Origin of the sequence: Arthrobacter sp. NicSoilC5, from assembly GCF_019977395.1 — a bacterium.
In the GTDB taxonomy this organism is placed as follows: Bacteria; Actinomycetota; Actinomycetes; order Actinomycetales; family Micrococcaceae; genus Arthrobacter.
Window position 1 is genome coordinate 3,226,210 of record NZ_AP024660.1, and the last position, 22,051, is coordinate 3,248,260.

Genomic DNA, 22,051 nt, shown 5'->3' on the forward strand with positions numbered 1-22,051 from the left:
CTGCTACGCAAGGCCTTCGCACAGGGTCCTTTGGCCCAATTGTGCCGTTGCGCATGAACGGGTGCTGCCAGCCATTATTCGCTTGGCCGTGAGCGCTCCGGCCGGCGCCTTTGACCAGGGCTGCCCCGTCTTTGCTGGCCCGGTCCACGGGGCCGCGACTGGCCGCCGCCGTTATTCCCGCAAGGGGCGCGGTTTCCCCTGTGGCGAACACGCTCCACAACTCAGGGGCGGCCACGTAGCATCAAAGTACGTCGTAGCTAGGAGTGTGGCGAAATGTTTGAGCGATTTACGGACCGTGCCCGTCGCGTAGTTGTGCTTGCCCAAGAAGAGGCACGCATGCTGAACCACAATTACATCGGTACCGAACACATCCTCTTGGGTCTGATCCATGAGGGTGAGGGCGTTGCCGCCAAAGCTCTTGAGTCTTTGAGCATTTCGCTCGACGGCGTTCGCGAGCAGGTGCAGGAGATCATCGGACAGGGCCAGCAGGCTCCCTCCGGCCACATCCCCTTCACCCCCCGTGCCAAGAAGGTACTGGAGCTCTCGCTGCGCGAAGCCCTCCAGCTGGGCCACAACTACATCGGCACGGAGCACATCCTGCTCGGCCTCATCCGCGAGGGTGAAGGCGTTGCCGCACAGGTTCTGGTCAAGCTCGGCGCCGACCTCAACCGGGTCCGCCAGCAGGTCATCCAGCTCCTCTCCGGCTACCAGGGCAAGGAAACCACCGGCGCAGGCGTCGGCGGCGGACAGCCTGAAGGTGCCCCTGCCGGTTCCGTGGTCCTGGACCAGTTCGGCCGCAACCTGACCCAGGCTGCGCGCGAGAACAAGCTGGACCCGGTCATCGGCCGTGAGCAGGAAATGGAACGCGTCATGCAGGTCCTTTCCCGCCGCACCAAGAACAACCCGGTCCTCATTGGTGAGCCCGGCGTCGGCAAGACCGCCGTCGTCGAGGGCCTGGCCCAGGCGATCGTGCGCGGCGACGTCCCGGAGACCATCCGCGACAAGCAGCTGTACACCCTGGACCTCGGTTCCCTGGTGGCAGGCTCCCGCTACCGCGGTGACTTCGAAGAGCGCCTGAAGAAGGTCCTCAAGGAGATCCGCACCCGCGGCGACATCATCCTGTTCATCGATGAGATCCACACCCTGGTGGGTGCTGGTGCCGCCGAAGGCGCCATTGACGCAGCCTCGATCCTGAAGCCCATGCTGGCCCGCGGCGAGCTGCAGACCATTGGCGCCACCACCCTGGATGAGTACCGCAAGCACATCGAGAAGGACGCCGCGCTGGAGCGCCGCTTCCAGCCGATCCAGGTCAAGGAACCCTCCGTGGCCCACGCCATCGAGATCCTTAAGGGCCTGCGCGACCGGTACGAGGCACACCACCGCGTCACCATCACCGACGGCGCCCTGGCGTCCGCCGCCAGCCTGGCCGAGCGCTACATCTCTGACCGCTTCCTGCCGGACAAGGCCATCGACCTGATCGATGAAGCCGGTGCCCGACTGCGCATCCGCCGCATGACCGCTCCGCCGGAGCTCAAGGCCATGGACGAGCGCATCGCCAAGCTGAAGATGGAGAAGGAATCCGCCATCGACGCCCAGGACTTCGAAGGTGCAGCTTCGCTCCGCGACAAGGAGCAGAAGATGATCTCCGAGCGGGCGGAGAAGGAGCGCCACTGGAAGTCCGGCGGCATGGATGACATCTCCGAGGTGGATGAGGATCTCATCGCCGAGGTGCTGGCCAACTCCACCGGCATCCCCGTCTTCAAGCTGACCGAGGAAGAGTCCTCGCGCCTGCTCAAGATGGAAGAGGAACTGCACAAGCGCGTGGTGGGCCAGGATGAGGCCATCAAGGCACTGTCCCAGGCCATCCGCCGCACCCGTGCAGGGCTGAAGGACCCCAAGCGCCCCGGCGGCTCATTCATCTTCGCCGGCCCCACCGGCGTCGGCAAGACCGAGCTCGCCAAGGCACTCGCGGAGTTCCTGTTCGGTGAAGAGGACGCCCTCATCACGCTGGACATGTCCGAGTACTCCGAGAAGCACACCGTTTCGCGGCTCTTCGGTGCCCCTCCGGGCTACGTGGGCTACGAAGAGGGTGGCCAGCTGACCGAGAAGGTCCGCCGCCGTCCGTTCTCCGTGGTGCTGTTCGACGAAGTGGAGAAGGCCCACGCGGACCTCTTCAACTCGCTGCTGCAGATCCTGGAAGACGGCCGCCTGACCGACTCCCAGGGCCGCGTGGTGGACTTCAAGAACACCGTGATCATCATGACCACCAACCTGGGTACCCGGGACATCTCCAAGAGCGTTGCCACCGGCTTCCAGTCCGGCACCGACACGCAGACCGGCTACAACCGCATGCGTGCCCGTGTCACGGAGGAACTGAAGCAGCACTTCCGCCCCGAGTTCCTGAACCGTGTTGACGACGTCGTGGTGTTCCCGCAGCTCACGCAGGACGAGATCATCGAGATCGTGGACCTGTTCGTGACCCGCCTGGAGAAGCGCCTCAAGGACAAGGACATGGGCATCGAGCTCACCAAGGCCGCCAAGGTGCTCCTCGCGACCCGCGGCTACGACCCCGCCATGGGTGCCCGGCCGCTGCGCCGCACCATCCAGCGCGAGATCGAGGACCAGCTCTCCGAGAAGATCCTCTTCGGCGAGATCCACACCGGCGACATCGTCGTGGTGGATGTCGAAGGCGAAGGCGACGACGCGAAGTTCACCTTCGCCGGCAACGCCAAGCCGCGCATCCCGGAAATCGCCCCGAGCGTCTAAGCGCCACAGCCAAAGCCCCGCCACTCCCGCAAGGAGAGGCGGGGCTTTCGCTTTGCCGCCTCTCGCCCGGCACAGGCGGCCCGTACCCGCATAACCGGTGGTGTCCGGCAACGGTTATGCGGGCCAGGGCCGTCCATAGCGTTGGGCTGTCCGTGGAACTGAGAGTGGCGGCTGTGCTCCAGGCCACAAAGCGTGTTGAATCGGGGCATGGCTAATCAGAATCCGGCGATCCCGGACGAGCAACCACTGACCCCTTTCCACGACCTCGACCACTACCTGTCCATCCCGCGGGTAAGCGGCCTCGCCCTGAGCCCGGACGGCTCCCGCTTGGTGACCACCGTCGCCACCCTGAACGGAAAGGGCACCGAGTTTGCCACCGCCCTGTGGGAGCTGGACCCGGCCGGCCAGAAGCACGCCCGGCGCATCACCCGCAGCGCCAAGGGCGAAGCAGGCGCGGCTTTCGCCGCGAACGGCGACGTCTACTTCACGTCCGCGCGCCCCGACCCGGACAGCCCCGATGAAGAGGCGGTCAATGCACTGTGGCTCCTTCCAGCAGACGGTGGGGAAGCCCGCGTGGTCCTCAGCCGGCCCGGCGGCGTCAGCAAGGTGATGACCGCCAGGAACGCTGATGCGGCATTCGTGGCAGCCGAGGTACTGGCAGGGTCGGCCGATGAGGAGGACGACGCCGAACGGCGCAAATCCCGCAAGGACAGGAAGGTCTCCGCCATCCTGCACAGCGAATACCCGGTCCGCTACTGGGACGCCGACCTTGGCCCCGGCCAGCCGCGGATCTTCGCCGTGGAAGCCGGGGCAGACAAGGGGCCCGGCAAGCCCACAACCGTTGACGCCACAGCTCCCCTGGTCCTGCGCAACCTCACGCCCGACGCCGGCCCGCGGCTGAGGGAGGCCGAGACAGTGGTCAGCCCCGACGGGAAGACCGTCTACAGCAGCTTCACCAAACCCCTCGCCAAGGCGGACAGCCGCTCCGTCCTGGTGGCGGTGGATGTGGCATCGGGCAGCCTCAAAGTGCTCCTGGACCAGGAGGGCATGAGCTATTTCCCGGGTCCGGTCAGCCCGGACGGCAAGACCCTGGTGGTGATCAGTGAAAGCGACTCCACCCCGCAGCAGGCTCCAGAGGTCAGGATGCACCTCCTGGACGTCTCCGGGGGAGCAGGGGAGCCCGGCGGCCTCCAGCCACTGGCCCATGACTGGGACCGCTGGCCCAGGCCGGCAGCGTGGCTTCCGGACGGTTCCGCCCTCCTGGTCACGGCGGACGACGACGGCGCGGCGCCGGTCTTCCGGGTCAGCGTTCCGGCGGCTGCCGCCGAGGTGGGTGTTGCCCGGGTGACGCAGGACGCGGCGGCCTACTCCGACGTCGTTGTTTCGCCGGAGGGGCGCTATGCCTACGCGCTGCGCAGCTCCTACGAATTCCCGCCCGAAGCTGTGCGGATCGATGTGGCCACCGGGGAAACCACCCGGCTTCCAGCCCCTGCCGACCGGCCGTCCCGCCCGGGCCGGCTGGAACGGATCGCCGCCACGGCTCCGGACGGCTCCCGGGTTCCGGCCTACCTTGCCCTGCCCGAGGGCGCATCAGCAGAGGAGCCCGCGCCGATGCTGCTCTGGATCCACGGCGGCCCCCTGGGATCCTGGAACGCCTGGACCTGGCGGTGGAATCCCTGGCTCCTGACGGCGAAGGGCTACGCGGTGCTGCTCCCGGACCCGGCATTGTCCACGGGCTACGGCCAGGCCTTCATCCAGCGCGGCTGGGGTGCCTGGGGCAAGGCGCCGTTCACCGACCTCATGGCCGTCACGGACGCGGCGGTGGAGCGGTCGGACATTGATGAGGCCCGGACTGCTGCGATGGGCGGCTCCTTCGGCGGGTACATGGCCAACTGGGTGGCGGGCAACACGGACCGGTTCAAGGCCGTGGTCACCCACGCCAGCCTTTGGGCGCTGGACCAGTTCGGACCCACCACGGATGCCTCGCAGTACTGGCTGAAGGAAATGACCGAAGAGATGGCGCTGGAGAATTCACCGCACCTGCACGCCGGGAAGATCAGTTCGCCCATGCTGGTGATCCATGGCGACAAGGACTACAGGGTGCCCATCGGGGAGGGCCTGCGGCTCTGGTACGAGCTGCTGTCCAAGTCGCGGCTGGCGGCAGACCAGGACGGGCAGACCCCTCACAGGTTCCTCTACTTCCCGGACGAGAACCACTGGGTCCTCCAGCCGCAGCACGCCAAGGTCTGGTACCAGGTGGTGGAGTGGTTCCTGGCGAAGAACGTCCTGGGCAAGGAGACCGAGCTGCCGGCCGAGCTGGGGCTGTAATTTCCCGCCAACAGGCGCAAGGCGTCGATCGCCGGGGAAGATTGCGAGGCGAAGGGGGCTGGGGCATTTACGTAGCGTGCGTCTAAGCGAGGAACGAGCGAGCACGCGGTATATGCCGCAGTCCCCGAGCCGGAAGCCTTCGCCTCGTAGGATTGCCTTGTGACCGACTCCTTCCGCATCCGCCCAGCACGCACCAGCGACGTCCCCGCCATCAAGAAGCTGGTGGCGCCCCTGGCCGAGGAACGCATCCTCATGGCGAAGGAGACGGTGGCCTACTACGAGAGCCTGCAGGAGTTCCGCATCGCCGAGTCGAGCGACGGAGAAATGATCGGCTGCGGGGCGCTGCACGTCATGTGGGAGGACCTGGCTGAAATCCGCACCCTCGCGGCCTCCGGGCAATGGCGTGGCAAGGGCGTGGGCCACGTCCTGGTGGAGAGCTTGCTGGAGGAGGCCCGCGCCCTCGGCGTGTCCCGGGTCTTCTGCCTTACCTTCGAGGTGGACTTCTTCAAACGCCACGGGTTCGAGGTGATGGCGGACCAGTCCGCAGTGGACCCGGAAGTGTATTCGGAGCTTCTGCGTTCGCACGACGAAGGTGTGGCTGAATTCCTGGACCTGGCGCGGGTCAAGCCGAACACCTTGGGCAACACCCGGATGATCCGCACCCTTTAGGCAGCCCTGGGGCCGCCCGAGGCATACCCCTCTTGGTTTTACTCGAATTGATGGATAAACTACTGGAGGCCGATATGTGGGGGGCCTCAGGGAAGGGACAGTCATTGGGGGCTGTCCCTTTGCTGCGTCCGGGACCCGCCGCCGGCGGACGCGGCCAGAAAACCCGGGCCGGAGGAACCTACCGCCACCTGCGATCCCGGTAGTAGGGTCGGAAACACATCCTTCAGGAGCACAGCCAGGAGCACCGCCATGAAGAAACTCATCAACGATCCAAAAGCCGTTGTCCAGGAAGCTGTCCAGGGCTTTGGCCTGGCACACGCCGGACTTGTCACCGTCAGCGAAGACCCCATCTACATCACGCGCAAGGACGCGCCAGTGGCAGGCAAGGTGGGGCTGGTTTCAGGCGGCGGCAGCGGGCATGAGCCGCTGCATGCCGGCTATGTAGGGCGGGGAATGCTCGACGCCGCGGTGCCCGGGGCGGTGTTCACCTCACCTACCCCGGACCAGATCCTTCCCGCCACCCTCGCAGTCAACTCCGGTGCCGGCGTCGTGCATATCGTCAAGAACTACACCGGGGACGTCCTGAACTTCGAGACCGCCGGCGAACTGGCCGAGGCTGAGGGCGTAAGCGTCCGGACCGTACTGGTCAACGACGACGTCGCGGTGGAGGACTCGCTGTACACCGCCGGCCGCCGGGGAGTGGGCGGCACCGTGCTCGTGGAGAAGATCGCCGGCGCCGCTGCCGAGCGTGGTGATGGCCTGGACGCCGTGGCCGCCATCGGCGAACGGGTCAACGCCAACGTCCGGACCATGGGCGTTGCGCTGTCAGCCTGCACTGTGCCGCATGCCGGCACGCCAAGCTTCGACCTCGCCGAGGATGAGATCGAGATCGGGATCGGCATCCACGGCGAACCCGGCAGGCACCGGATCCCCATGGAAAATGCGGACAGCATCACCAACCGCCTGCTGGAACCCGTCCTGGCCGACCTCAAGATCAGTTCCGGCGACAAAGTACTGCTGTTCGTCAACGGCATGGGCGGCACCCCGCTGAGCGAGCTCTACATCGTGTACCGGCGGGCGGTGCAGGTGCTGGCGGATGCCGGCGCCACGGTGGAACGTTCGCTGGTGGGCAACTACATCACGGCGCTGGAAATGCAGGGATGTTCCATCTCCGTCCTCCGGCTCGACGACGAGCTCACCGAACTCTGGGACGCCCCCGTGCACACCCCCGCCCTGCGCTGGGGCGTGTAGCCGTGGTGCTGGATGCCAACTGGGCCGTCAAGTGGCTGACCTTGTGCGCGCAGGCCATGGCTGAACACCGCGTTGAACTCATCGAACTGGACCGTGCCATCGGGGATTCGGACCACGGCGAGAACATGGACCGCGGCTTCCAGGCGGTCCTTGCCAAGCTCGGTGAATCCGCGCCCGAAACGCCGGGGGCGGCGCTGAAGATGACAGCCATGACGCTGATGTCCAAGGTAGGCGGCGCGGCCGGCCCGCTCTACGGGACAGCGTTCCTTCGCGCCGCCACCGCTCTGGGTGATTCCGCCGAGATTGACCCCGCTGCCTGGGCCGGCGCCCTGGAGGCCGCCAGGGACGGCATCGTGGCGCGCGGCAAGGCGGAATCCGGGGACAAGACCATGGTGGATGCGTGGACGCCGGCAGTTGATGCCGCCCGCGCCGCAGCCGACGGCGGCAGCAACGATGTGCTGGCCGTCCTGGTGGCAGCCGCTGAGGCAGCGGAGGCTGGGGCGGTGGCCACCGACCCGATGGTGGCACGGAAAGGCCGCGCGAGCTATCTTGGCGAACGCAGTGCGGGCCACCGTGACCCGGGAGCAGTGTCCAGCGCGTTGATCCTGCGTGCTGCCGTTGGGGCGGCTGCGTGACTGTCAGCATCGTGGTGGTGTCGCACAGCGAAAAAATTGCCGACGGCGCCGTGGAGCTTGCCGCCCAAATGGCACCGGATGTAGTGATCCTGCCAGCCGGGGGCACCGACGATGGCAGGATCGGCACCAGCCTGGAGAAAGTCCTCGCCGCCCTGGAAAAGGCCGGGGGACAGGCTGGCCGAGGAACGTCCGGGCAGGCCGGCGGGGATGGCGCCGGGGCAACTGGCACCGTGGTCCTGACAGACCTGGGATCAGCCGTGATGACCGCGGAATCGGCGCTCGAGTTTTTGGAGAATCCCGCCGGTGTCCTGCTTGCCGACGCGCCGCTGGTGGAAGGCCTGGTGGCCGCGGCCGTCGCCGCGCAAGGTGGTGCGGACGTCCATGCGGTCCTCAAAGCGGCCGAAGGCGTGCGCGGTCCGGCGCGCGAACCGGAGCGGGGCGGGGCGGGAGCCGAACACGAGCCTGTCAGCAGCGCCCCGCCGGACTTCACGGGCGACTTTGAGCTGGTGAACCAGGCCGGCATGCATGCCAGGCCTGCCGCGAAAGTGGCAGGGGGCCTGGCTTCGCTCGACGCTGAGGTCACCATCAACGGCGTGGATGGCGCGTCAATGACGGGCTTGATGACCCTGGGCGCGGGCAAGGGCACCGTGCTGCACGTGGAAGCGTGGGGCGCGGATGCTGAACGGGCTGTGGAGTATGTCGGCGGTCTGGTGGAGGCCGGCTTCGGCGAGCCCTGAGCTCCCTGGCCGTTCCTGGGAATAAGCTCGATGGCATGGAACGGCCGCTTGCAGACAACACCCCGGAAATCGAAGTGCTGGACGGCCAAATCTCCGTGGAGGAACTGCTCGCCGAACTGGGCTTCAACTGGAGTGCTGAACCGGTGGGCAGCGGCCCCGCGGCCGGAGCTTCCGACGACGGGACCTTCACCCAGCCGGCGCTTTTCTAGCCCCGCGGCTTTTGGGATGCCGGCTGCTGATGCAGCCCGTCGCCGTCCAGCGTAAGTGATGCCGACAGGAACTTCCCGCACTGCTCACCGAACGGATACAGCGCCTGCGGGCGGAACTCCAGGGTGCGGACGGCCAGCGCCGTCCCGTCAGGAGCCGTGCCGGAAGCGGTCACCGTCATGGGTGATTCCGTCAGGGCCTCCAGCATCAGCGTGGCCACCTTTGTGCCGTCGGGAGAAGCCGTGGCCGAGCAGGCGCCCTCCTTCGTGCACCCCTGGTCCACGGAGGAGCTGCCGGGGCGCAGTTCGACGCGGGACTCCTTGCAGGTGCCGTCCTGGCACGCCCGCAGATGCAGCGTCTGCACCTGGGAGGAGTAGCCGGCGGTGACTGTCACGGCCACGGAGGTGGCCTGCGCAATCGCCGGGCAGGCGCTGCCGCCGGGCCCGCAGGCGGAAAGGCACACCGCAGCCATCCCCAATGCCACCAGCATTCCGGGCTTGTGCATGCCTTCAGGCTACCGCGCCGGCGGCACACTCAGCCCATTGGAAAAACGCCGATGAACCAGAACGAGGCGACGGCGAAGACCGCGAAAAATGCGATCAGGCAGCCCATGGCCGTGCGCGGCTCCGAGGACACCTGAAGTGATTCGTTGGGGTTCGCCGGGTTGTAGGCCACCTCGATCAGCGAACCGGGAACGGGCTGCTCCACCCCGGAGATTTCGGACTTGCCCATGAAGAGGGTGCCCTGAGGATCCGTGAACTGGTACGTGGGGAAGTAGCGGAGGTTCCGGTTGGAGCCGCCCACGCCGCTGGTCCACCCGGTTGCGCTGCCGGTGACGGTTGCCTGCGCCTTGGGCCAGGATGCCATCTGTTGTTCCTGCCGCTTGGTCCGGCGCGACGCATGGAGCAGCGAAAATATCGCCGCGGCAACAAACAGTGCCCAGACGATGTACAGAATGGTCTTCATGGCTTCCCCCGGTTCCGGTCACCAAGAAGTATGCCATCCCGGCCCCGCGCCGCCGGTGGGTCAGGCAGGAAGCCGGTAGCCGCCGTCGTGCATCTCTGCCAGCCCGTCCGCCAGCAGCCCCGCCAGCGCCCGCTCCAGCTGTTCAGGGGCGGAGTTGAGCCGGTGCAGCGCGGCCAGCGGCACCCCGATTCCTTCCGGGGCGAAGCCAAGGTCGGCAGGTTCACGCTCGAACATGTCCGGCGGCACGGGCGAGTCCGCCAGCCTGAGCACGGCCAGCACGGCGCCGCGGACCTGGCGGTCGGTGCCGTGCCAAGCCTGCCCCTTGGGAACGTACGACGGCGGGGGCTCACCCGCCGCCAGCCACGCGCAGGAATCTTTGACCGGGCAGGCAGCGCACTTCGGCGCCCTGGCCGTGCACACCAAAGCCCCAAGCTCCATGACCGCAGCGTTCCAGCGCACGGAAGTTTCGTCGTCGTCCGGCAGCAGGGCGGCGGCCAGGCGCATCTCCGCCGCGGTCAGCGCCGGGGCGGGAAGCGCGACGCCGGAGACCAGCCGGGCGTGCACCCTGCGGATGTTGGTGTCCACCACTGTTTCCCGGCGGCCGTACGCGAACGCTGCCACTGCGGCGGCGGTGTAGCTGCCCACCCCGGGAAGGGCCAGCAGCTCGGCGTGGGTGTCCGGGACCCTGCCGCCATGGTCCTGCACGATCGCCGTGGCCGCGGCGTGCAGCCGAAGCGCGCGGCGGGGGTAGCCCAGCCGGCCCCACGAGCGGACGGCTTCCCCTGCCGGTTCGCCCGCCAGGCCGGCCGGGGTGGGCCAGCGCTTAAGCCACTCATGCCAGACCGGAAGCACCCGGACCACGGGGGTTTGCTGCAGCATGATCTCGCTGACCAGGACGCCCCACGCGGAGCAGTCCGGTTCGCGCCAGGGCAGGTCACGGGCAATGCCGGCGAACCAGCCGTTGATCCGGTGGTGGAGCAGCTCCAGGTTTGCGGGGTCCGCCGGAGCGTGCTTTGCGGGGGAGGTTTGAGTGTCGATGCCAACACTGTAGTGGATGGGTTCCGGCAGCCCGCAAACCGGTTGTGACCAGCGCGATGGGCCTGCGGCGGCGTGGTGGCAGCGCAGATCCGGCGGGTTTCCCTAGCCTAGGAGGATGGGCAGGCAAGGCAATTCATCAGCGCGCGGCACGGCATCGGGTTCCAGCAGCGTCCGGAAGCCCAGCGCCGCTGTGTACCGCCGGCGACGGATGGTTGTCGGTGGTGCGCTCCTGCTGGTGATCGCGCTGGTGGCGGGCGGGTTCGCGCTCGCCGCAGCCTTCACGGGCGGGTCCCAAAAGGCATCCTCCACCCAGCCTTCGTCCACCGAAACCGCTTCGAACCCGGCCGCATCCCCGTCTGCTGCCGCCACGCCCTCCGCCTCCGCGGCGTCCGCCACGCCGTCGCCCACGGCCCCGGCGACGCCCACCTGCAACCAGAACCTGGTGACTGTCTCGGCCGCCACGGACAAACCCGCCTACGGCCCGGGGGAAAACCCGCTGCTCACCCTGAAAGTGACCAATGGCGGCACCGTGCCCTGTGAGGTCAACATCGGAACCTCCCAGATGGAGTTCCTGGTGACCAGTGGCTCTGACCGGATCTTTTCTTCGAAGGACTGCCAGGCCTCCAGCGAGGACCTGGTGAAGGTGATTGCGCCCGGTGCCAGCGAAACCGCCAACTTCCCGTGGAGCCGTAACCGCAGCGCCGATGGCTGCAAGGCCGTTGCTGCGGCCCCCGGCGGCGGCGGGGCGTACTACATCTTCACCGCCAAGCTGGGTTCCCGGGCCAGCCCCAAGGCCGTCTTCCAGCTGAACTGAGCTGGCTCTTCATCGATTGCTGCGTAACTGTCGTTTTCAGGCTTCATAACGACAACTACGGAGCACTCGATGAGCGGGTGTCCCACGGATGGGAATTTAGAGGAAGCGGTCCAGGAGGCTGGCCTCGGCCATGCGGCTGAGGCCTTCGCGGACGGTACGGGCGCGCTGGTCGCCGATCCCGTCAACGGTCATGAGGTCATCAATGGTGGCGGCCATGAGGTATTGCAGGCCTCCGAAATGGTCCACCAGGCGGTCCGCCACGGCCTTGGGGACTGCCTTGAGGCCGGACAGCAGCCGGTAGCCGCGGGGCTGGACCACCGCGTCGAGATTGGCTTCGCCGCCCGCAAACCCCACAATCGCGGAGATCTTGCCAAGGTCGATCAGTTCCGTGGGGCCCAGGCTGACAAGTTCATGGACGGCCTTGTCGATGTCGTCCGCGGAGGCATTGGGGCTGGCGTAGTCACGGATGATCACGTCGCTGCCGGGGCCCCTGCCCACGGTGAGTTCGTCGAGCTGCAGGGAGAGGAGCCTGCCGTCCTCGCCCAGTTCCAGCACATACTGCGAGATTTCCTCGGAGATGCGGCGGACCATTTCCTGCCGCTGGAGGGTCACGGCCACGTCCCGCACCGTCACCATCGCCTCGATTTCCAGCGCAGACAGCGAACTGGTGACCTGGTCCAGCCGGGCGCGGTAGCGCTCCAGGGTGGCCAGGGCCTGGTTGGCGCGGGCAAGAACGTTCTCCGAGCCCTCCAGGACGTGGCGGAGACCGTTGACGTAAAGGGCAATGATTTGCATGGATTGGCTGACGGAGATGACCGGGACCCCGGTCTGCTTGGCTACCCGTTCCGCGGTGCGGTGGCGGGTGCCTGACTCCTGGGTTTCGATGCTTGAGTCCGGGACCAGCTGGACCGCCGCGCGCAGGATGTTGCCCGCGTCCTTGTCGCAGATGATGGCACCGTCCATCTTGGCCAGTTCCCGCAGCCGGGTGGGCGAGAACTCGATGCCGATATCGAATCCGCCGGAACAGATGGAATCGATGGTGCGGTCGGAGCCCAGGACGATCAGTGCGCCGGTCCGCCCGCGGAGGATCCGTTCCAGGCCGTCCCGAAGCGGTGTTCCGGGTGCAACCCTGCCCAGAGTGGCCTTCAGCGACTCTTCGGGGCTCCGCGCCATAGGTGTTTCCCTTCAAAGGTGCGGACCGCCGCCCGCAGGAATGCCGGCATCTGCAGGTGGCCGGCAGGATCAAAAAAGTGCTCTGATTCCCGCAAGCTCAATGATAGGGGTAAGAAGCCCAAGTTCCGCACGGGCAAGCCCCAAAGTGCCCCATTAGGGGGTAACCGGACAGGCCGCAAAAGTGCCCCCTGGATGTCATGCGGGGCAGGCGCTTTCGCTCCGTTCAGCCGCGGTTCCTGCCGCCCGGCTCAGGCAGCCCCTGCCAGGAGCGTGACCGTTTTGGTGCTGCTGTCCCACAGCCGGGCTGCCGTACAGCGGCCCTCCACGCGAAGGTCCAGCAGGTCCATGGCCGTCCCGAGTTGATGGCCGGGGATGCGGCGGGAGATGGTGACGTGCGGTGTCCATGCCCCCGGCAGGGTGAGCGGCAGTGCACCTGCAAGCCCTTGGTGCAGGTGGCGGTGCAGATCCAGCAGGGGAGCGGTCAGCAGGACAGACCGGGCCAGCACGTACCTGCCGGCTCCGGCGGGAAAGATGATGGCGCCGGAAAGGATCATGTCCAGGGGCAGCGCCTGCCAGGGCCCTTCCTGGCCGGCCTGCAGGTCCGCTCCTGCGGCAAGCGTGATGTGTGGACTGTTGCTGGGTGAGGTGTGCGCTGCCAGGCTGGGCAGGCCGGCGGCTTCGAGGCGCGCCCAGTCGGCCCTGATAAGGGCGTCCGTGCGGTCATCAAAGACCAGTTCGATGCTGCGCATAAGCACATCATGCCGTTACCCGCTGCCCCTTTCCGCGACGTGGTGTGCGCGCCGGGAAAGCCGGGCCGCGGCCGCGGGGTGTTTCAGCGCGTGCGCTCCCTGAGCATCCGCTCCAGATCCCTGCTGACTTTCGAGAGGGACGCGGCTCGGAGCGCCTTGTGTTCCGCCGCCGTCTGGACGCCCCGTTTCCGCAGCGGGGCGGAGGGAATGGCGCCGCCGGGCCCCTGCGCACCCGCACCAGACGGGCCGGCGGCCAGGTTGGTGGCCAGCGGATCAAAGAAAAGATTCCCGGAGAAAGTGGCGCCATGCATCATGCGCCCACGCTAACCGTCCGGCATTTCGCGGCTTTGAACGGCCGGTTTCGCCTGCGTTAAGCGCAGCCCATGCCGGTTTGCCGCCCTGCGATAAACTTGTACTTTGGCCGTTTGCCAATCCTGATTCCCCGCCCTCGAGTCGCAGCGCAGAACCCGAATGGCCCCTGGGCAGCCACAACCGCAGCGAAAGTAGCACCGTGTCCCAAGATGTCCTGACCCCCGCCCGGATCTCCGAGATTCACAAGCAGGCGGGCCGCCGCAGGACCTTCGCCGTCATCTCCCACCCGGACGCCGGTAAGTCCACGCTCACCGAGGCGCTGGCCCTGCACGCGAAAGTGATCGGCACCGCGGGTGCCTCCAGCGGCAAGGCCAACCGGAAGGAAACGGTCTCGGACTGGATGCAGATGGAGAAGGACCGCGGCATCTCCATCAGCTCCGCAGCCCTGCAGTTCTCCTACCGGGACACTGTCATCAACCTCCTGGACACCCCCGGCCACGCCGACTTCTCCGAGGACACCTACCGCGTGCTCGCCGCCGTGGACTGTGCCGTGATGCTGGTGGACGCCGCCAAGGGCCTGGAAACCCAGACCATGAAGCTCTTCGAGGTCTGCAAGCAGCGCAACCTGCCCATCATCACAGTCATCAACAAGTGGGACCGGCCGGGCCTGGACGCCCTGGCGCTGATGGACGAGATCACCGAACGCACCGGACTGCAGCCCATGCCGCTGACCTGGGCCGTGGGCATCTCCGGCGACTTCCGGGGCGTGTGGGACCTGCGGAAGGACCGCTTCGCCCGGTTCCAGCGCAACAACGCCGGCGCGCAGATCGCCATCACCGAATACTTCACGCCGGAGGAAGCCGCCGAGAGCCAGGGCAGCAACTGGTCCGACGCCGTGGACGAGGCAGGCCTGGTGATCGAGTCCAACCTCGAGTTCGACGTCGAAGCCTTCCACGCGGGAAAGGCCACCCCCATCCTGTTCAGCTCCGCCGCACTGAACTTCGGCGTCAAGGAGCTGCTGGACGCCCTGGTGGACTTCGCTCCGCCGGCGTCCCCGCGCCCCGACGTGGACGGTGCGGCCCGCCCGGTTGAGTCGCCGTTTTCCGGCTTCGTCTTCAAGGTGCAGGCCGGCATGAACAAGGCGCACCGCGACCACGTGGCCTTCATCCGGGTCTGCTCAGGCGTCTTCGAGCGCGGCATGGTGGTCACCCAGACCCGCACCGGCAAGTCCTTCGCCACCAAGTACGCACAGCAGGTGTTCGGCCGGGAACGCGAAGTCATCGACGAGGCGTATCCCGGCGACGTGGTGGGGCTGGTCAACGCGTCATCACTGCGCGTAGGCGACAGCCTGTTCCTTGAGGAACCGGTGGAATACCCGGCCATCCCGCTGTTCGCCCCCGAGCACTTCCAGGTGGCCCGGTCCAAGGACCCCAGCAAGTTCAAGCAGTTCCGCCGCGGCATCGAGCAGCTCGAGCACGAGGGCGTCATCCAGGTGCTCCGCTCCGACGTCCGCGGCGACCAGGCGCCGGTGCTTGCCGCCGTCGGACCCATGCAGTTCGAAGTGGTGGAGGACCGCATGGCCCACGACTTCAGCGCCCCCATGCGCCTGGAACGCCTGCCCTACTCGCTGGCCAGGATTTCGACGGCGGACGCCATGCCCGCGCTGGCCAACGTACCGGGTGCGGAGGTGCTTTTGCGGTCCGACGGCGAATACCTCGCCTTGTTCAACGACGTCTGGGCGCTCCGGCGGATCGAGAAGAACCACCCGGACCTGACACTCGTGCCCATCGGCACGCACAACCCGGCGAAATAAGGCATCCGTGAACACTCCTGCACCCCGCGCCGTCGTCACCGGTGCCGGCACCATCAACCCGCTCGGCACCACGGTCAAGGAGACCTGGGAGGCCCTGCTTGAGGGGCGCTCCGGGATCACCGCCCTGCACCAGGACTGGGCGGAGCAGCTGCCGGTCAAAATTGCCGGGCAAATTACTGCCGACCTTTCGGAGCACCTCAGCACCCGCGAAATGAAGCGGATGGACCGTTGCGGCCAGCTCGCCCTGGTCGCAGCCCGTGAGGCGTGGACGCAGGCCGGGAGCCCCGAGGTTGACCCCGAGCGGTTTGCGGTGGTGATCGGTTCCGCATACGGCGGCCTGGGTTCCACCATCGAGCAGGACCGCACGCTGAACCAGTCCGGGCCGCGGAAGGTTTCCCCGCACACCCTTACCCGGCTGATGGCCAACGGTCCCGCCGCCTGGGTCTCCATCGACCTTGGCGCCCGCGGCGGCGCACGGACGCCGGTCAGCGCCTGCGCCTCAGGGGCTGAGGCGATTGTCCAGGCAGCCGAGCTGATCCGCTCCGGTGCCGCCGACGTCGTTATTGCCGGCGGCGTCGATGCCTCCGTCAATGACCTGGTGATCAGCGGCTTCGCGCAGATCCGTGCACTGTCCACCCGTTCGGATGACCCGCAGCGGGCCGCGCGCCCGTTCGACGGCGGCCGGGACGGGTTTGTGCTCGCCGAGGGAGCCGCGGTGGTGGTGCTGGAGAGCGAAGAGCACGCCCGTGCCCGCGGCGCCATCATCCTTGGTGCCGTCGCCGGGGGAGCGGTGACCTCCGATGCCAACGACATCGTGGCGGCAGATCCTGCGATGCAGCGCCGCGTCATGCAGAAGGCGCTGGACTCGGCCGGGATGGAACCGGCGGGGATTGGGTTTGTCCACGCCCACGCCACGTCCACCCCCGTGGGTGACCGGCTGGAAGGCCAGGCGATCAATGCCGTCTTCGGCGCCTCCGTACCGGTGACGTCCACGAAGGGTCACACCGGACACCTGCTGGGCGGCGCCGGCGCGCTGGCCGCCGTCGTGGTCCTCGAAGCCCTCCGCACCGGCCACCTTCCCGGGACGCTGAACGTGGAGGCACTGGACCCGGAAGTGGACCTTAACGTCGTCACCGAAAACGCACACCAGCTTCCGCCCGGGTATGCCCAGGCGGGCCTGGTGAATGCGTTCGGCTTCGGCGGCCACAGCGTGGCTCTGGTGCTCACCGGCGCGTAGCCAAACGCTGGAAAACGCCGATGCAGCAGCGCGTTAAGCGGGGGTCTAGCTGCCCGCCATGTCCTCAACCAGTGCATCGAGGATGGGCAGCTGGCCCTTGACGAGTTTGAGCCGGGCCTCCTGCTCAGGGAACCAGCGGGCGTCGTCGATCTCGGGGTAGTGCTGGATTTTGCCGGACCCCTTGGGCCATTCCAGCGGGAAAGTGTTGCTGTTGATCGCCTCCGGGGCGAACTCAGCCTGCGCCGCGTAGGCGGTGATGAGCTTTCCGGAGGACTGCCGGAACTCGCCGAGCAGCCGGTATTCAGCCTCCGGGGCCGCAGTCCCCATTTCCTCTGCGAACTCCCGCAGTGCAGCAGCCAGCGGGTCCTCGCCGTCGGCGTACTCACCTTTGGGAATGGACCAGGCGTGCGTGTCCTTGCGTGCCCAAAACGGACCGCCCATGTGGGCTATCCATACCTGCAGCCCGTCCGGGGCGCCGCCGGGGGTGGCCGGGGCCTGTCGGTACAGCAGGATGCCTGCGCTTCGAATGGGCATTGGGTCTCCGGATCGTCAGGAAGTGCAGTTGCCGTCCGCCGTTAACGTGGAGTTCACGGCGCTGCTCTAGGTTATTCCTTCAGGCACCCTGCCAGGCACTCCGCTCGAAAGGAGCACTCATGGCCAACATTGCTGAGGTTTTGGGACGGCTCACCCCGGAAGAAGTGGAAGAACTCCGCAGCCTTGGTCCCCAGGGCCACCTGCCGCGGCATCTGGTGGATGCCCTGGACCGCGCGGCCGGGGGAACGGGGTCGGGCCGCGGGTATTACGTTGCCAACGGCAATGTGAGCGCCACCGGCGGCCCGCTGCTGGTGCTGCGCAGCGACGTTTCCAGCTGGCTGGCCGGCGCCGCTTCCTGACTGCCCGGAGCTGTCAGCGTAACGGCAGGATGAAGGTCGCAGTGGTGCCCACACCGGGCTCACTGTCCAGGCTGATGGATCCACCGTGGCCTTCAACGATGGTCTTGCTGACGGGCAACCCCAGGCCCGCGCCCGGGATGGCCGTTTCCCGCGACCGGGCCGAGCGGAAGAACTTGGTGAATGCCTGTTCCTGCTCTTCCTGCGTCATTCCCACGCCCGTATCGGTGACGGAACAGACCAGGCCCGCATCGGTCCTGACGGCCCCGGCAGTGATGAGGCCGCCGCTGGGGGAGTACTTGATGGCGTTCGAGAGCAGGTTCCTGACCACCTGGCCGATTCGCTCCGGATCCACCCTTGCCGGCAGCGGCTGCTCCACGTCAAGGACCAGCTGCAGCCCGTTGCCGGCGGCCTTGGGGAGTGCGGCATCCACTTCCAGGGCCAGCAGCCGGGCCAGGTCCGTTTCCTCCAGCGACAGGTCCATCCGCTCGGATGCCACAGCGATCAGGTCATTGACCAGGCTCAGCAAGTGTTCCGAGTTCCGGCGCACCACCAAAAGCTCCTCCCGGATGTCCTCATGCCCGGGTTCGTCCAAGACCAGTTCCAGGTAGCCCAGGATGGACGTGAGCGGTGTCCGCAGCTCGTGCGAGACAGTGGCAACGAAGTCGTCCTTGGCCGCCAGCGCACTGACCAGGGTGGTGACGTCCACAAAGGTGATGACGGCCCCACCTTCCTGGCCGCCGGCGGGAGGGAAGCTATGCGAGCTCACGGAGTAGGCACGCTGGCGGTCTGCGGGGCCGGCCCAATACAACTCGTCCGTGAAGGCATCGCCGGCTGCGGCCCGGGCTGCGGGAAGCAGGCCTGACGGTACCGGTGTACAGCGGTCCGCCAGCATCAGCGCGCCCGGCCCTTCGGCAGGGCCCATCACGCCGCCGAGGGCGGGGTCCGTGCGCATCGCCCTGTTGGCCAGCACGGTGTGGCCCCAGGTGTCCACCACCCAGACGCCCACCCCAACAGCCTTCAGCACTGCATCAAGCAGGGCCTGCCGGCGGACGCTTTCCGCCAGCGTGCGGGCCAGATCCTGTTCGTTTTCAACAAGCCTGACGCGATGGCGGCGGATGGTGGTGGCCACCACGTGGGCGGTCACCGCGATGACAGACATGACCAGGGGAAGGATGAGGGTGCGGATCATGGATCCCCCGGCCGGGGACGAGCCCTGCACGGCAGCGGGAACAACGATGCTGAGGACCGTCCCAGCAATGGCCAGGACCGGCATGTACGGCCGGACCTGCGCAGAGAGCCAGATGACGGGAAATACCAGCATTACGCTCAGCACGCTGAAGGTAGGTCCACCCGCCTGCCGGGTGAGCCCGATGGCGATGCAATCCATAAGCGGGATCACGGCAAACGTCGCCGCCGGGATCCGGGCCCAGGGCGTGGCCACGCACAAGGCGGCGATTGCAAGATGGAACAGCAGGGCTGCCATAAAGAGCTTGCTGTTGAATGTCTCTGGGCTGAAGACGGCCGTGGCAACCACCACGAGGACCATGGCCAACGTGACCGGCGATTGACTGGCGGCCACCCGCATGCGGGGACTAAGGCTCACCAACAGGCCATCGAGTCGGTCGGACACCACCGGCTGTACCTGCGCCGTGCGTTCATGGTTCACCGCACTGGCGGTCCCCTGCTTTTCCCCGATTACCACGCTGCCCCCAGCACAGAAATGTAAGCCTCCGTCTGCGAGAAGGTTCTGGACTTAGAGTACCCGCCGGGAACCAGTGCTCTGCCCGCTGCCCCCGCACCGGCCCCCGGAAGCAGGCTGCTAGCCAATCAGGAGGCTGAGCGCCTCCGTGAGGTGCTCTACTTCACGCACCGAGAATCCCGCCGGCACGGGACCGGGCCCGGTGTGGCTGGCCGGAACCACGGCGTGGGTGAATCCCAGCCGGTGGGCTTCCTGGATGCGCTGGTTGATGCCCGGTACGGGCCGGACCTCGCCTGCCAGCCCCACCTCGCCGAAGGCAATAAGCCGGATGGGCAAAGGCTTGCGGGCCTTGGCCGACGCCACGGCAAGGGCCACCGCCAGGTCCGTGGCCGGTTCACTGAGCTTCACCCCGCCCACGGTGGCAACGTAGGAATCATCCTTGTGCAGCATGGTCCCTGCGCGCTGCTGCAGTACGGCCAACAGCATGGACACGCGTGAACTGTCCAGGCCGCTGGTGGCGCGGCGGGGCTGCGAGTTGGGGCTTTCGGCGAGCAGCGACTGCACTTCCGCAAGCAACGGGCGGCGCCCCTCCATGGTGACGGTGATGCAGGTCCCGGAAACCGGGTCCTTGGTGCGGCTGACGAACAGCCCGCTGGGATCCGCCAGTCCCTCGATGCCGTTCTCATTGAGGTCGAAGCAGCCGACGTCGTCGGTGGGCCCGTACCGGTTCTTCACGGCGCGCAGCAACCGCAGGCGGGAGTGCCGCTCGCCCTCGAACTGGCACACCACATCCACCAGGTGCTCCAGCAGGCGGGGCCCGGCAATGGAACCGTCCTTGGTAACGTGCCCCACCAGCAGGGTGGTCATGTTCCGCCGCTTGGCGGCCGCGATGATGGATGCGGCCACCTCGCGGACCTGCGACACGCCGCCCGCGCTGCCGTCAACATCGGCGCTGCTGAGCGTCTGCACCGAGTCCACGATCAGCAGCCGCGGCTCGATCTTCTCCACCTGGCCCAAGGCCTGGCCGAGGTCCGTCTCCGCGGACAGGTACAGGGATTCGGCGACGGCGTCGATCCGTTCGGCCCGCAGTTTGACCTGGGCGGCCGATTCCTCGCCAGTGACATAGAGGACGTCCTGGGCGGTGCGGGCGAACTTGGCAGCGACGTCCAGCAGCAGCGTGGATTTGCCGACGCCGGGTTCGCCGGCCAGCAGGATGACGGCGCCCGGAACCAGGCCGCCGCCCAGCACCCGGTCCAGTTCGTCCACGCCGGTGGGCAGGAAAGCTGCCGTAGTGGCATCGACGTCGGCAATCCGGCGCGCGGGCTCCGCGACTGTTGTAGCCGCCGTCGTCCGTGCCACGGCAGTACCCGTTTCCTCCACCGTGCCCCACGCCTGGCACTCGCCGCAGCGGCCCACCCACTTGGCCGTGGTCCAGCCGCACTCGGCGCATTTGTACGCGGGCGCCTTGGATGCCCGGGAAGTCTTTGTTGCCATGCGTCCAACCCTAGCGGCGGGCACCGACACTACAGCGCCGGCAGCACGTCCCTGGCCTCGGCCGCATCCATGCCGGTGGCTTCCAGCAGGTCCACCATCAGCGGCCGGAACAGCATGACCACAGTTTCGCCCTCCAGCCGCGTCACCTCCAGGAGCTTGGGATGCAGGCGAAGAGCGATCTCGCTCAGGTCCCGCCGGGCAGTGCGCAAGTGGGCGCGGCGGACGCCTTCGTGCGTCTCCGCAAGGCCCAGGGAAAGCTCGTCAATGGCGGCAGCTGTCTCCTGCAGCACCCCCGCGATGCTGTCCGTCGCCTCGTCCGAGAGCGCCGTGTGGTTGATGGCGCTGGTCAACCGCCGCGCAAACACGCGGCTGTTCCTCAGGGCGAGGTCGATAAAATCCAGCGACTGCTTCAGCCGGTCCAGTTCATCGCGGTGCCGCCGGTAGGCGGGCGCCAGCGTGGCCACCTCGCCGGACGCCCGGAGGGACTGGCGCATGGCATCCACCAGCGGCTGGCAGTTCCGGCCGCGGATCAGCGCATGCCAGGCCTGGGTGGAATCACTGTTGGCCAGCGCCCCGGCACATTCCCGCAGCACCTCCGCCAGTTCATGCAGCAGTTTCTGCACATCCCGGCGCGGCTCCTGGCGCGGGTCCTTGGGTACCAGGATGGTCACCAGCAGGGCGCACATTCCGCCCACCACGGCATCGATGCTCCGGGTGAACGGGCCCCCGGACGGTGCCGGCAGCAAGACCACCAGCAGCGATTGAAGCGCCAGCTGCGTGGTGAAGATATTCCCGCTGTCCAGGAAACGGGCCAGCAGGATCGAGAAGAGGAGCACGACGGCGGCCACCCAGATATCGCCGCCCAGCCAGTGCAGGAGCAGGTCACCGACAGCAATGCCGATGGTGCAGCCCAGGCCCACTTCCATCACGCGCCGCAGCCGCGGCTCCCGGGAAAACCCGAGGGCGATCAGCGACGAGGTGGCAGCGAACAGGGGGCCGGAGTGGCCCAGGACGTACTCGGCGAACGCATAGGCGCCCACCGCGCACACGGTCATCTGGATGGCGGGCACAAAGGAGTTGCGGCTTCGGATCAACCCGGTCCGGATCCGGCTGCGCAGGAACCGCCTGGTCGCTGAGAGTCCTGCTGGGATGGCCATGGGTCCAAGTCTATTCAGTGCCGATCCACTGCCCGGCGCAGGTGCACTACGACTGCGCATGTGATCTGCGCAATGGTGACCCGGCATTTGTCAGCCAATATCCCGCCGTCGTT

21 protein-coding genes are annotated in these 22,051 nt (G+C 67.3%); 11 read left to right on the forward strand and 10 right to left on the reverse strand.

The features are described from left to right. Positions 1-273 precede the first annotated feature (273 nt). The 7 genes from LDO22_RS15110 to LDO22_RS15140 all read left to right on the forward strand — a co-directional run bounded on the left by LDO22_RS15110 (position 274) and on the right by LDO22_RS15140 (position 8,595). Positions 274-2,766 carry an ATP-dependent Clp protease ATP-binding subunit gene (locus tag LDO22_RS15110; protein ID WP_159634306.1) on the forward strand — a complete coding sequence of 831 codons (2,493 nt, stop codon included), beginning with the start codon at positions 274-276 and terminating at the stop codon, positions 2,764-2,766. A 207-nt stretch (positions 2,767-2,973) separates the two neighbouring features. Further along, positions 2,974-5,094 (forward strand): alpha/beta fold hydrolase, encoded by a 2,121-nt coding sequence (locus LDO22_RS15115; protein ID WP_224024255.1) that lies wholly within the window; start codon positions 2,974-2,976, stop codon positions 5,092-5,094. A gap of 159 nt (positions 5,095-5,253) precedes the next feature. Continuing rightward, positions 5,254-5,763 carry an amino-acid N-acetyltransferase gene (locus tag LDO22_RS15120; RefSeq protein WP_159634302.1) on the forward strand — a complete coding sequence of 170 codons (510 nt, stop codon included), beginning with the start codon at positions 5,254-5,256 and terminating at the stop codon, positions 5,761-5,763. 249 nt (positions 5,764-6,012) lie between these two features. Then, positions 6,013-7,014, forward strand: coding sequence for a dihydroxyacetone kinase subunit DhaK (dhaK, locus tag LDO22_RS15125; RefSeq protein WP_159634300.1), 1,002 nt, complete (start codon positions 6,013-6,015; stop codon positions 7,012-7,014). Positions 7,015-7,016: 2 nt separating this feature from the next. Then, on the forward strand, positions 7,017-7,649 hold the full coding sequence (dhaL, locus tag LDO22_RS15130; RefSeq protein ID WP_224024257.1) for a dihydroxyacetone kinase subunit DhaL: 633 nt from the start codon (positions 7,017-7,019) through the stop codon (positions 7,647-7,649). Beyond that, positions 7,646-8,386 (forward strand): HPr family phosphocarrier protein, encoded by a 741-nt coding sequence (locus LDO22_RS15135; protein ID WP_224024258.1) that lies wholly within the window; start codon positions 7,646-7,648, stop codon positions 8,384-8,386. Before dhaL ends, LDO22_RS15135 begins: the two co-directional genes overlap by 4 nt. A 35-nt stretch (positions 8,387-8,421) precedes the next feature. Further along, positions 8,422-8,595, forward strand: a complete 174-nt coding sequence (locus LDO22_RS15140) for a hypothetical protein (protein WP_224024260.1) — start codon at positions 8,422-8,424, stop codon at positions 8,593-8,595. Here the strand turns inward: LDO22_RS15140 and LDO22_RS15145 are convergent. From LDO22_RS15145 to LDO22_RS15155, 3 genes are read right to left on the reverse strand one after another with little or no spacing between them, the layout of a single operon-like run. Beyond that, a complete protein-coding gene (locus LDO22_RS15145; RefSeq protein ID WP_224024262.1) occupies positions 8,592-9,098 on the reverse strand; it encodes a hypothetical protein in 507 nt (168 codons plus the stop codon). The genes LDO22_RS15140 and LDO22_RS15145 overlap by 4 nt on opposite strands. Before the next feature lie 29 nt (positions 9,099-9,127). After that, positions 9,128-9,559 carry a DUF3592 domain-containing protein gene (locus LDO22_RS15150; protein WP_159634291.1) on the reverse strand — a complete coding sequence of 144 codons (432 nt, stop codon included), beginning with the start codon at positions 9,557-9,559 and terminating at the stop codon, positions 9,128-9,130. Between the two features lie 60 nt (positions 9,560-9,619). Beyond that, positions 9,620-10,438, reverse strand: a complete 819-nt coding sequence (locus LDO22_RS15155) for an A/G-specific adenine glycosylase (protein ID WP_224024264.1) — start codon at positions 10,436-10,438, stop codon at positions 9,620-9,622. A 274-nt stretch (positions 10,439-10,712) separates the two neighbouring features. Here LDO22_RS15155 and LDO22_RS15160 point away from each other — a divergent pair, with 274 nt between their 5' ends. Further along, positions 10,713-11,411: a hypothetical protein gene (locus tag LDO22_RS15160; RefSeq protein ID WP_224024266.1), complete on the forward strand. Its 699-nt coding sequence runs from the start codon at positions 10,713-10,715 to the stop codon at positions 11,409-11,411. A 96-nt stretch (positions 11,412-11,507) separates the two neighbouring features. Here LDO22_RS15160 and disA read toward each other — a convergent pair whose 3' ends face one another. The 3 genes from disA to LDO22_RS15175 all read right to left on the reverse strand — a co-directional run bounded on the left by disA (position 11,508) and on the right by LDO22_RS15175 (position 13,647). After that, complete coding sequence (gene disA, locus LDO22_RS15165) at positions 11,508-12,584, reverse strand: DNA integrity scanning diadenylate cyclase DisA (RefSeq protein WP_159634285.1); 1,077 nt, start codon at positions 12,582-12,584, stop codon at positions 11,508-11,510. Positions 12,585-12,832: 248 nt separating this feature from the next. Continuing rightward, on the reverse strand, positions 12,833-13,333 hold the full coding sequence (locus tag LDO22_RS15170) for a 2'-5' RNA ligase family protein (RefSeq protein WP_159634282.1): 501 nt from the start codon (positions 13,331-13,333) through the stop codon (positions 12,833-12,835). An 83-nt stretch (positions 13,334-13,416) separates the two neighbouring features. Continuing rightward, the gene (locus LDO22_RS15175; protein WP_224024268.1) at positions 13,417-13,647 is read right to left on the reverse strand and encodes a hypothetical protein; all 231 of its coding nucleotides are present in this window, start codon (positions 13,645-13,647) and stop codon (positions 13,417-13,419) included. A gap of 197 nt (positions 13,648-13,844) precedes the next feature. On the opposite strand from LDO22_RS15175, the gene LDO22_RS15180 reads away from it, so the two are divergent. Both LDO22_RS15180 and LDO22_RS15185 read left to right on the forward strand, forming a co-directional pair. Continuing rightward, positions 13,845-15,458, forward strand: coding sequence for a peptide chain release factor 3 (locus LDO22_RS15180; RefSeq protein ID WP_224024270.1), 1,614 nt, complete (start codon positions 13,845-13,847; stop codon positions 15,456-15,458). A 7-nt stretch (positions 15,459-15,465) separates the two neighbouring features. Next, positions 15,466-16,695 (forward strand): beta-ketoacyl-[acyl-carrier-protein] synthase family protein, encoded by a 1,230-nt coding sequence (locus LDO22_RS15185; RefSeq protein ID WP_224024272.1) that lies wholly within the window; start codon positions 15,466-15,468, stop codon positions 16,693-16,695. Positions 16,696-16,740: 45 nt separating this feature from the next. Here LDO22_RS15185 and LDO22_RS15190 read toward each other — a convergent pair whose 3' ends face one another. Continuing rightward, entirely contained in the window at positions 16,741-17,229 is a 489-nt protein-coding gene (locus tag LDO22_RS15190; RefSeq protein ID WP_224024274.1) for an NUDIX domain-containing protein, read from the reverse strand. A 119-nt stretch (positions 17,230-17,348) separates the two neighbouring features. Here LDO22_RS15190 and LDO22_RS15195 point away from each other — a divergent pair, with 119 nt between their 5' ends. Further along, positions 17,349-17,588, forward strand: a complete 240-nt coding sequence (locus LDO22_RS15195) for a hypothetical protein (protein WP_224024276.1) — start codon at positions 17,349-17,351, stop codon at positions 17,586-17,588. Positions 17,589-17,601: 13 nt separating this feature from the next. On the opposite strand, the gene LDO22_RS15200 is transcribed toward LDO22_RS15195, so the two are convergent. The 3 genes from LDO22_RS15200 to LDO22_RS15210 all read right to left on the reverse strand — a co-directional run bounded on the left by LDO22_RS15200 (position 17,602) and on the right by LDO22_RS15210 (position 21,938). Then, on the reverse strand, positions 17,602-19,290 hold the full coding sequence (locus tag LDO22_RS15200; RefSeq protein WP_224024278.1) for a HAMP domain-containing sensor histidine kinase: 1,689 nt from the start codon (positions 19,288-19,290) through the stop codon (positions 17,602-17,604). 117 nt (positions 19,291-19,407) lie between these two features. Further along, positions 19,408-20,781, reverse strand: coding sequence for a DNA repair protein RadA (gene radA / locus LDO22_RS15205; protein WP_159634258.1), 1,374 nt, complete (start codon positions 20,779-20,781; stop codon positions 19,408-19,410). Between the two features lie 29 nt (positions 20,782-20,810). After that, positions 20,811-21,938, reverse strand: a complete 1,128-nt coding sequence (locus LDO22_RS15210) for an FUSC family protein (RefSeq protein ID WP_224024280.1) — start codon at positions 21,936-21,938, stop codon at positions 20,811-20,813. Positions 21,939-22,051: the final 113 nt, after the last annotated feature.

Excerpts from the sequence above, each read along its gene's own strand:
- LDO22_RS15110 (WP_159634306.1), top strand. The coding sequence starts at position 274 with ATGTTTGAGCGATTTACGGACCGTGCCCGTCGCGTAGTTGTGCTTGCC.
- LDO22_RS15115 (WP_224024255.1), top strand. The coding sequence starts at position 2,974 with ATGGCTAATCAGAATCCGGCGATCCCGGACGAGCAACCACTGACCCCT.
- dhaK (WP_159634300.1), top strand. The coding sequence starts at position 6,013 with ATGAAGAAACTCATCAACGATCCAAAAGCCGTTGTCCAGGAAGCTGTC.
- LDO22_RS15140 (WP_224024260.1), top strand. The coding sequence starts at position 8,422 with ATGGAACGGCCGCTTGCAGACAACACCCCGGAAATCGAAGTGCTGGAC.
- LDO22_RS15145 (WP_224024262.1), bottom strand. The coding sequence starts at position 9,098 with ATGCACAAGCCCGGAATGCTGGTGGCATTGGGGATGGCTGCGGTGTGC.
- LDO22_RS15150 (WP_159634291.1), bottom strand. The coding sequence starts at position 9,559 with ATGAAGACCATTCTGTACATCGTCTGGGCACTGTTTGTTGCCGCGGCG.
- LDO22_RS15155 (WP_224024264.1), bottom strand. The coding sequence starts at position 10,438 with ATGCTGCAGCAAACCCCCGTGGTCCGGGTGCTTCCGGTCTGGCATGAG.
- LDO22_RS15160 (WP_224024266.1), top strand. The coding sequence starts at position 10,713 with ATGGGCAGGCAAGGCAATTCATCAGCGCGCGGCACGGCATCGGGTTCC.
- disA (WP_159634285.1), bottom strand. The coding sequence starts at position 12,584 with ATGGCGCGGAGCCCCGAAGAGTCGCTGAAGGCCACTCTGGGCAGGGTT.
- LDO22_RS15170 (WP_159634282.1), bottom strand. The coding sequence starts at position 13,333 with ATGCGCAGCATCGAACTGGTCTTTGATGACCGCACGGACGCCCTTATC.
- LDO22_RS15175 (WP_224024268.1), bottom strand. The coding sequence starts at position 13,647 with ATGATGCATGGCGCCACTTTCTCCGGGAATCTTTTCTTTGATCCGCTG.
- LDO22_RS15190 (WP_224024274.1), bottom strand. The coding sequence starts at position 17,229 with ATGCCCATTCGAAGCGCAGGCATCCTGCTGTACCGACAGGCCCCGGCC.
- LDO22_RS15195 (WP_224024276.1), top strand. The coding sequence starts at position 17,349 with ATGGCCAACATTGCTGAGGTTTTGGGACGGCTCACCCCGGAAGAAGTG.
- radA (WP_159634258.1), bottom strand. The coding sequence starts at position 20,781 with ATGGCAACAAAGACTTCCCGGGCATCCAAGGCGCCCGCGTACAAATGC.
- LDO22_RS15210 (WP_224024280.1), bottom strand. The coding sequence starts at position 21,938 with ATGGCCATCCCAGCAGGACTCTCAGCGACCAGGCGGTTCCTGCGCAGC.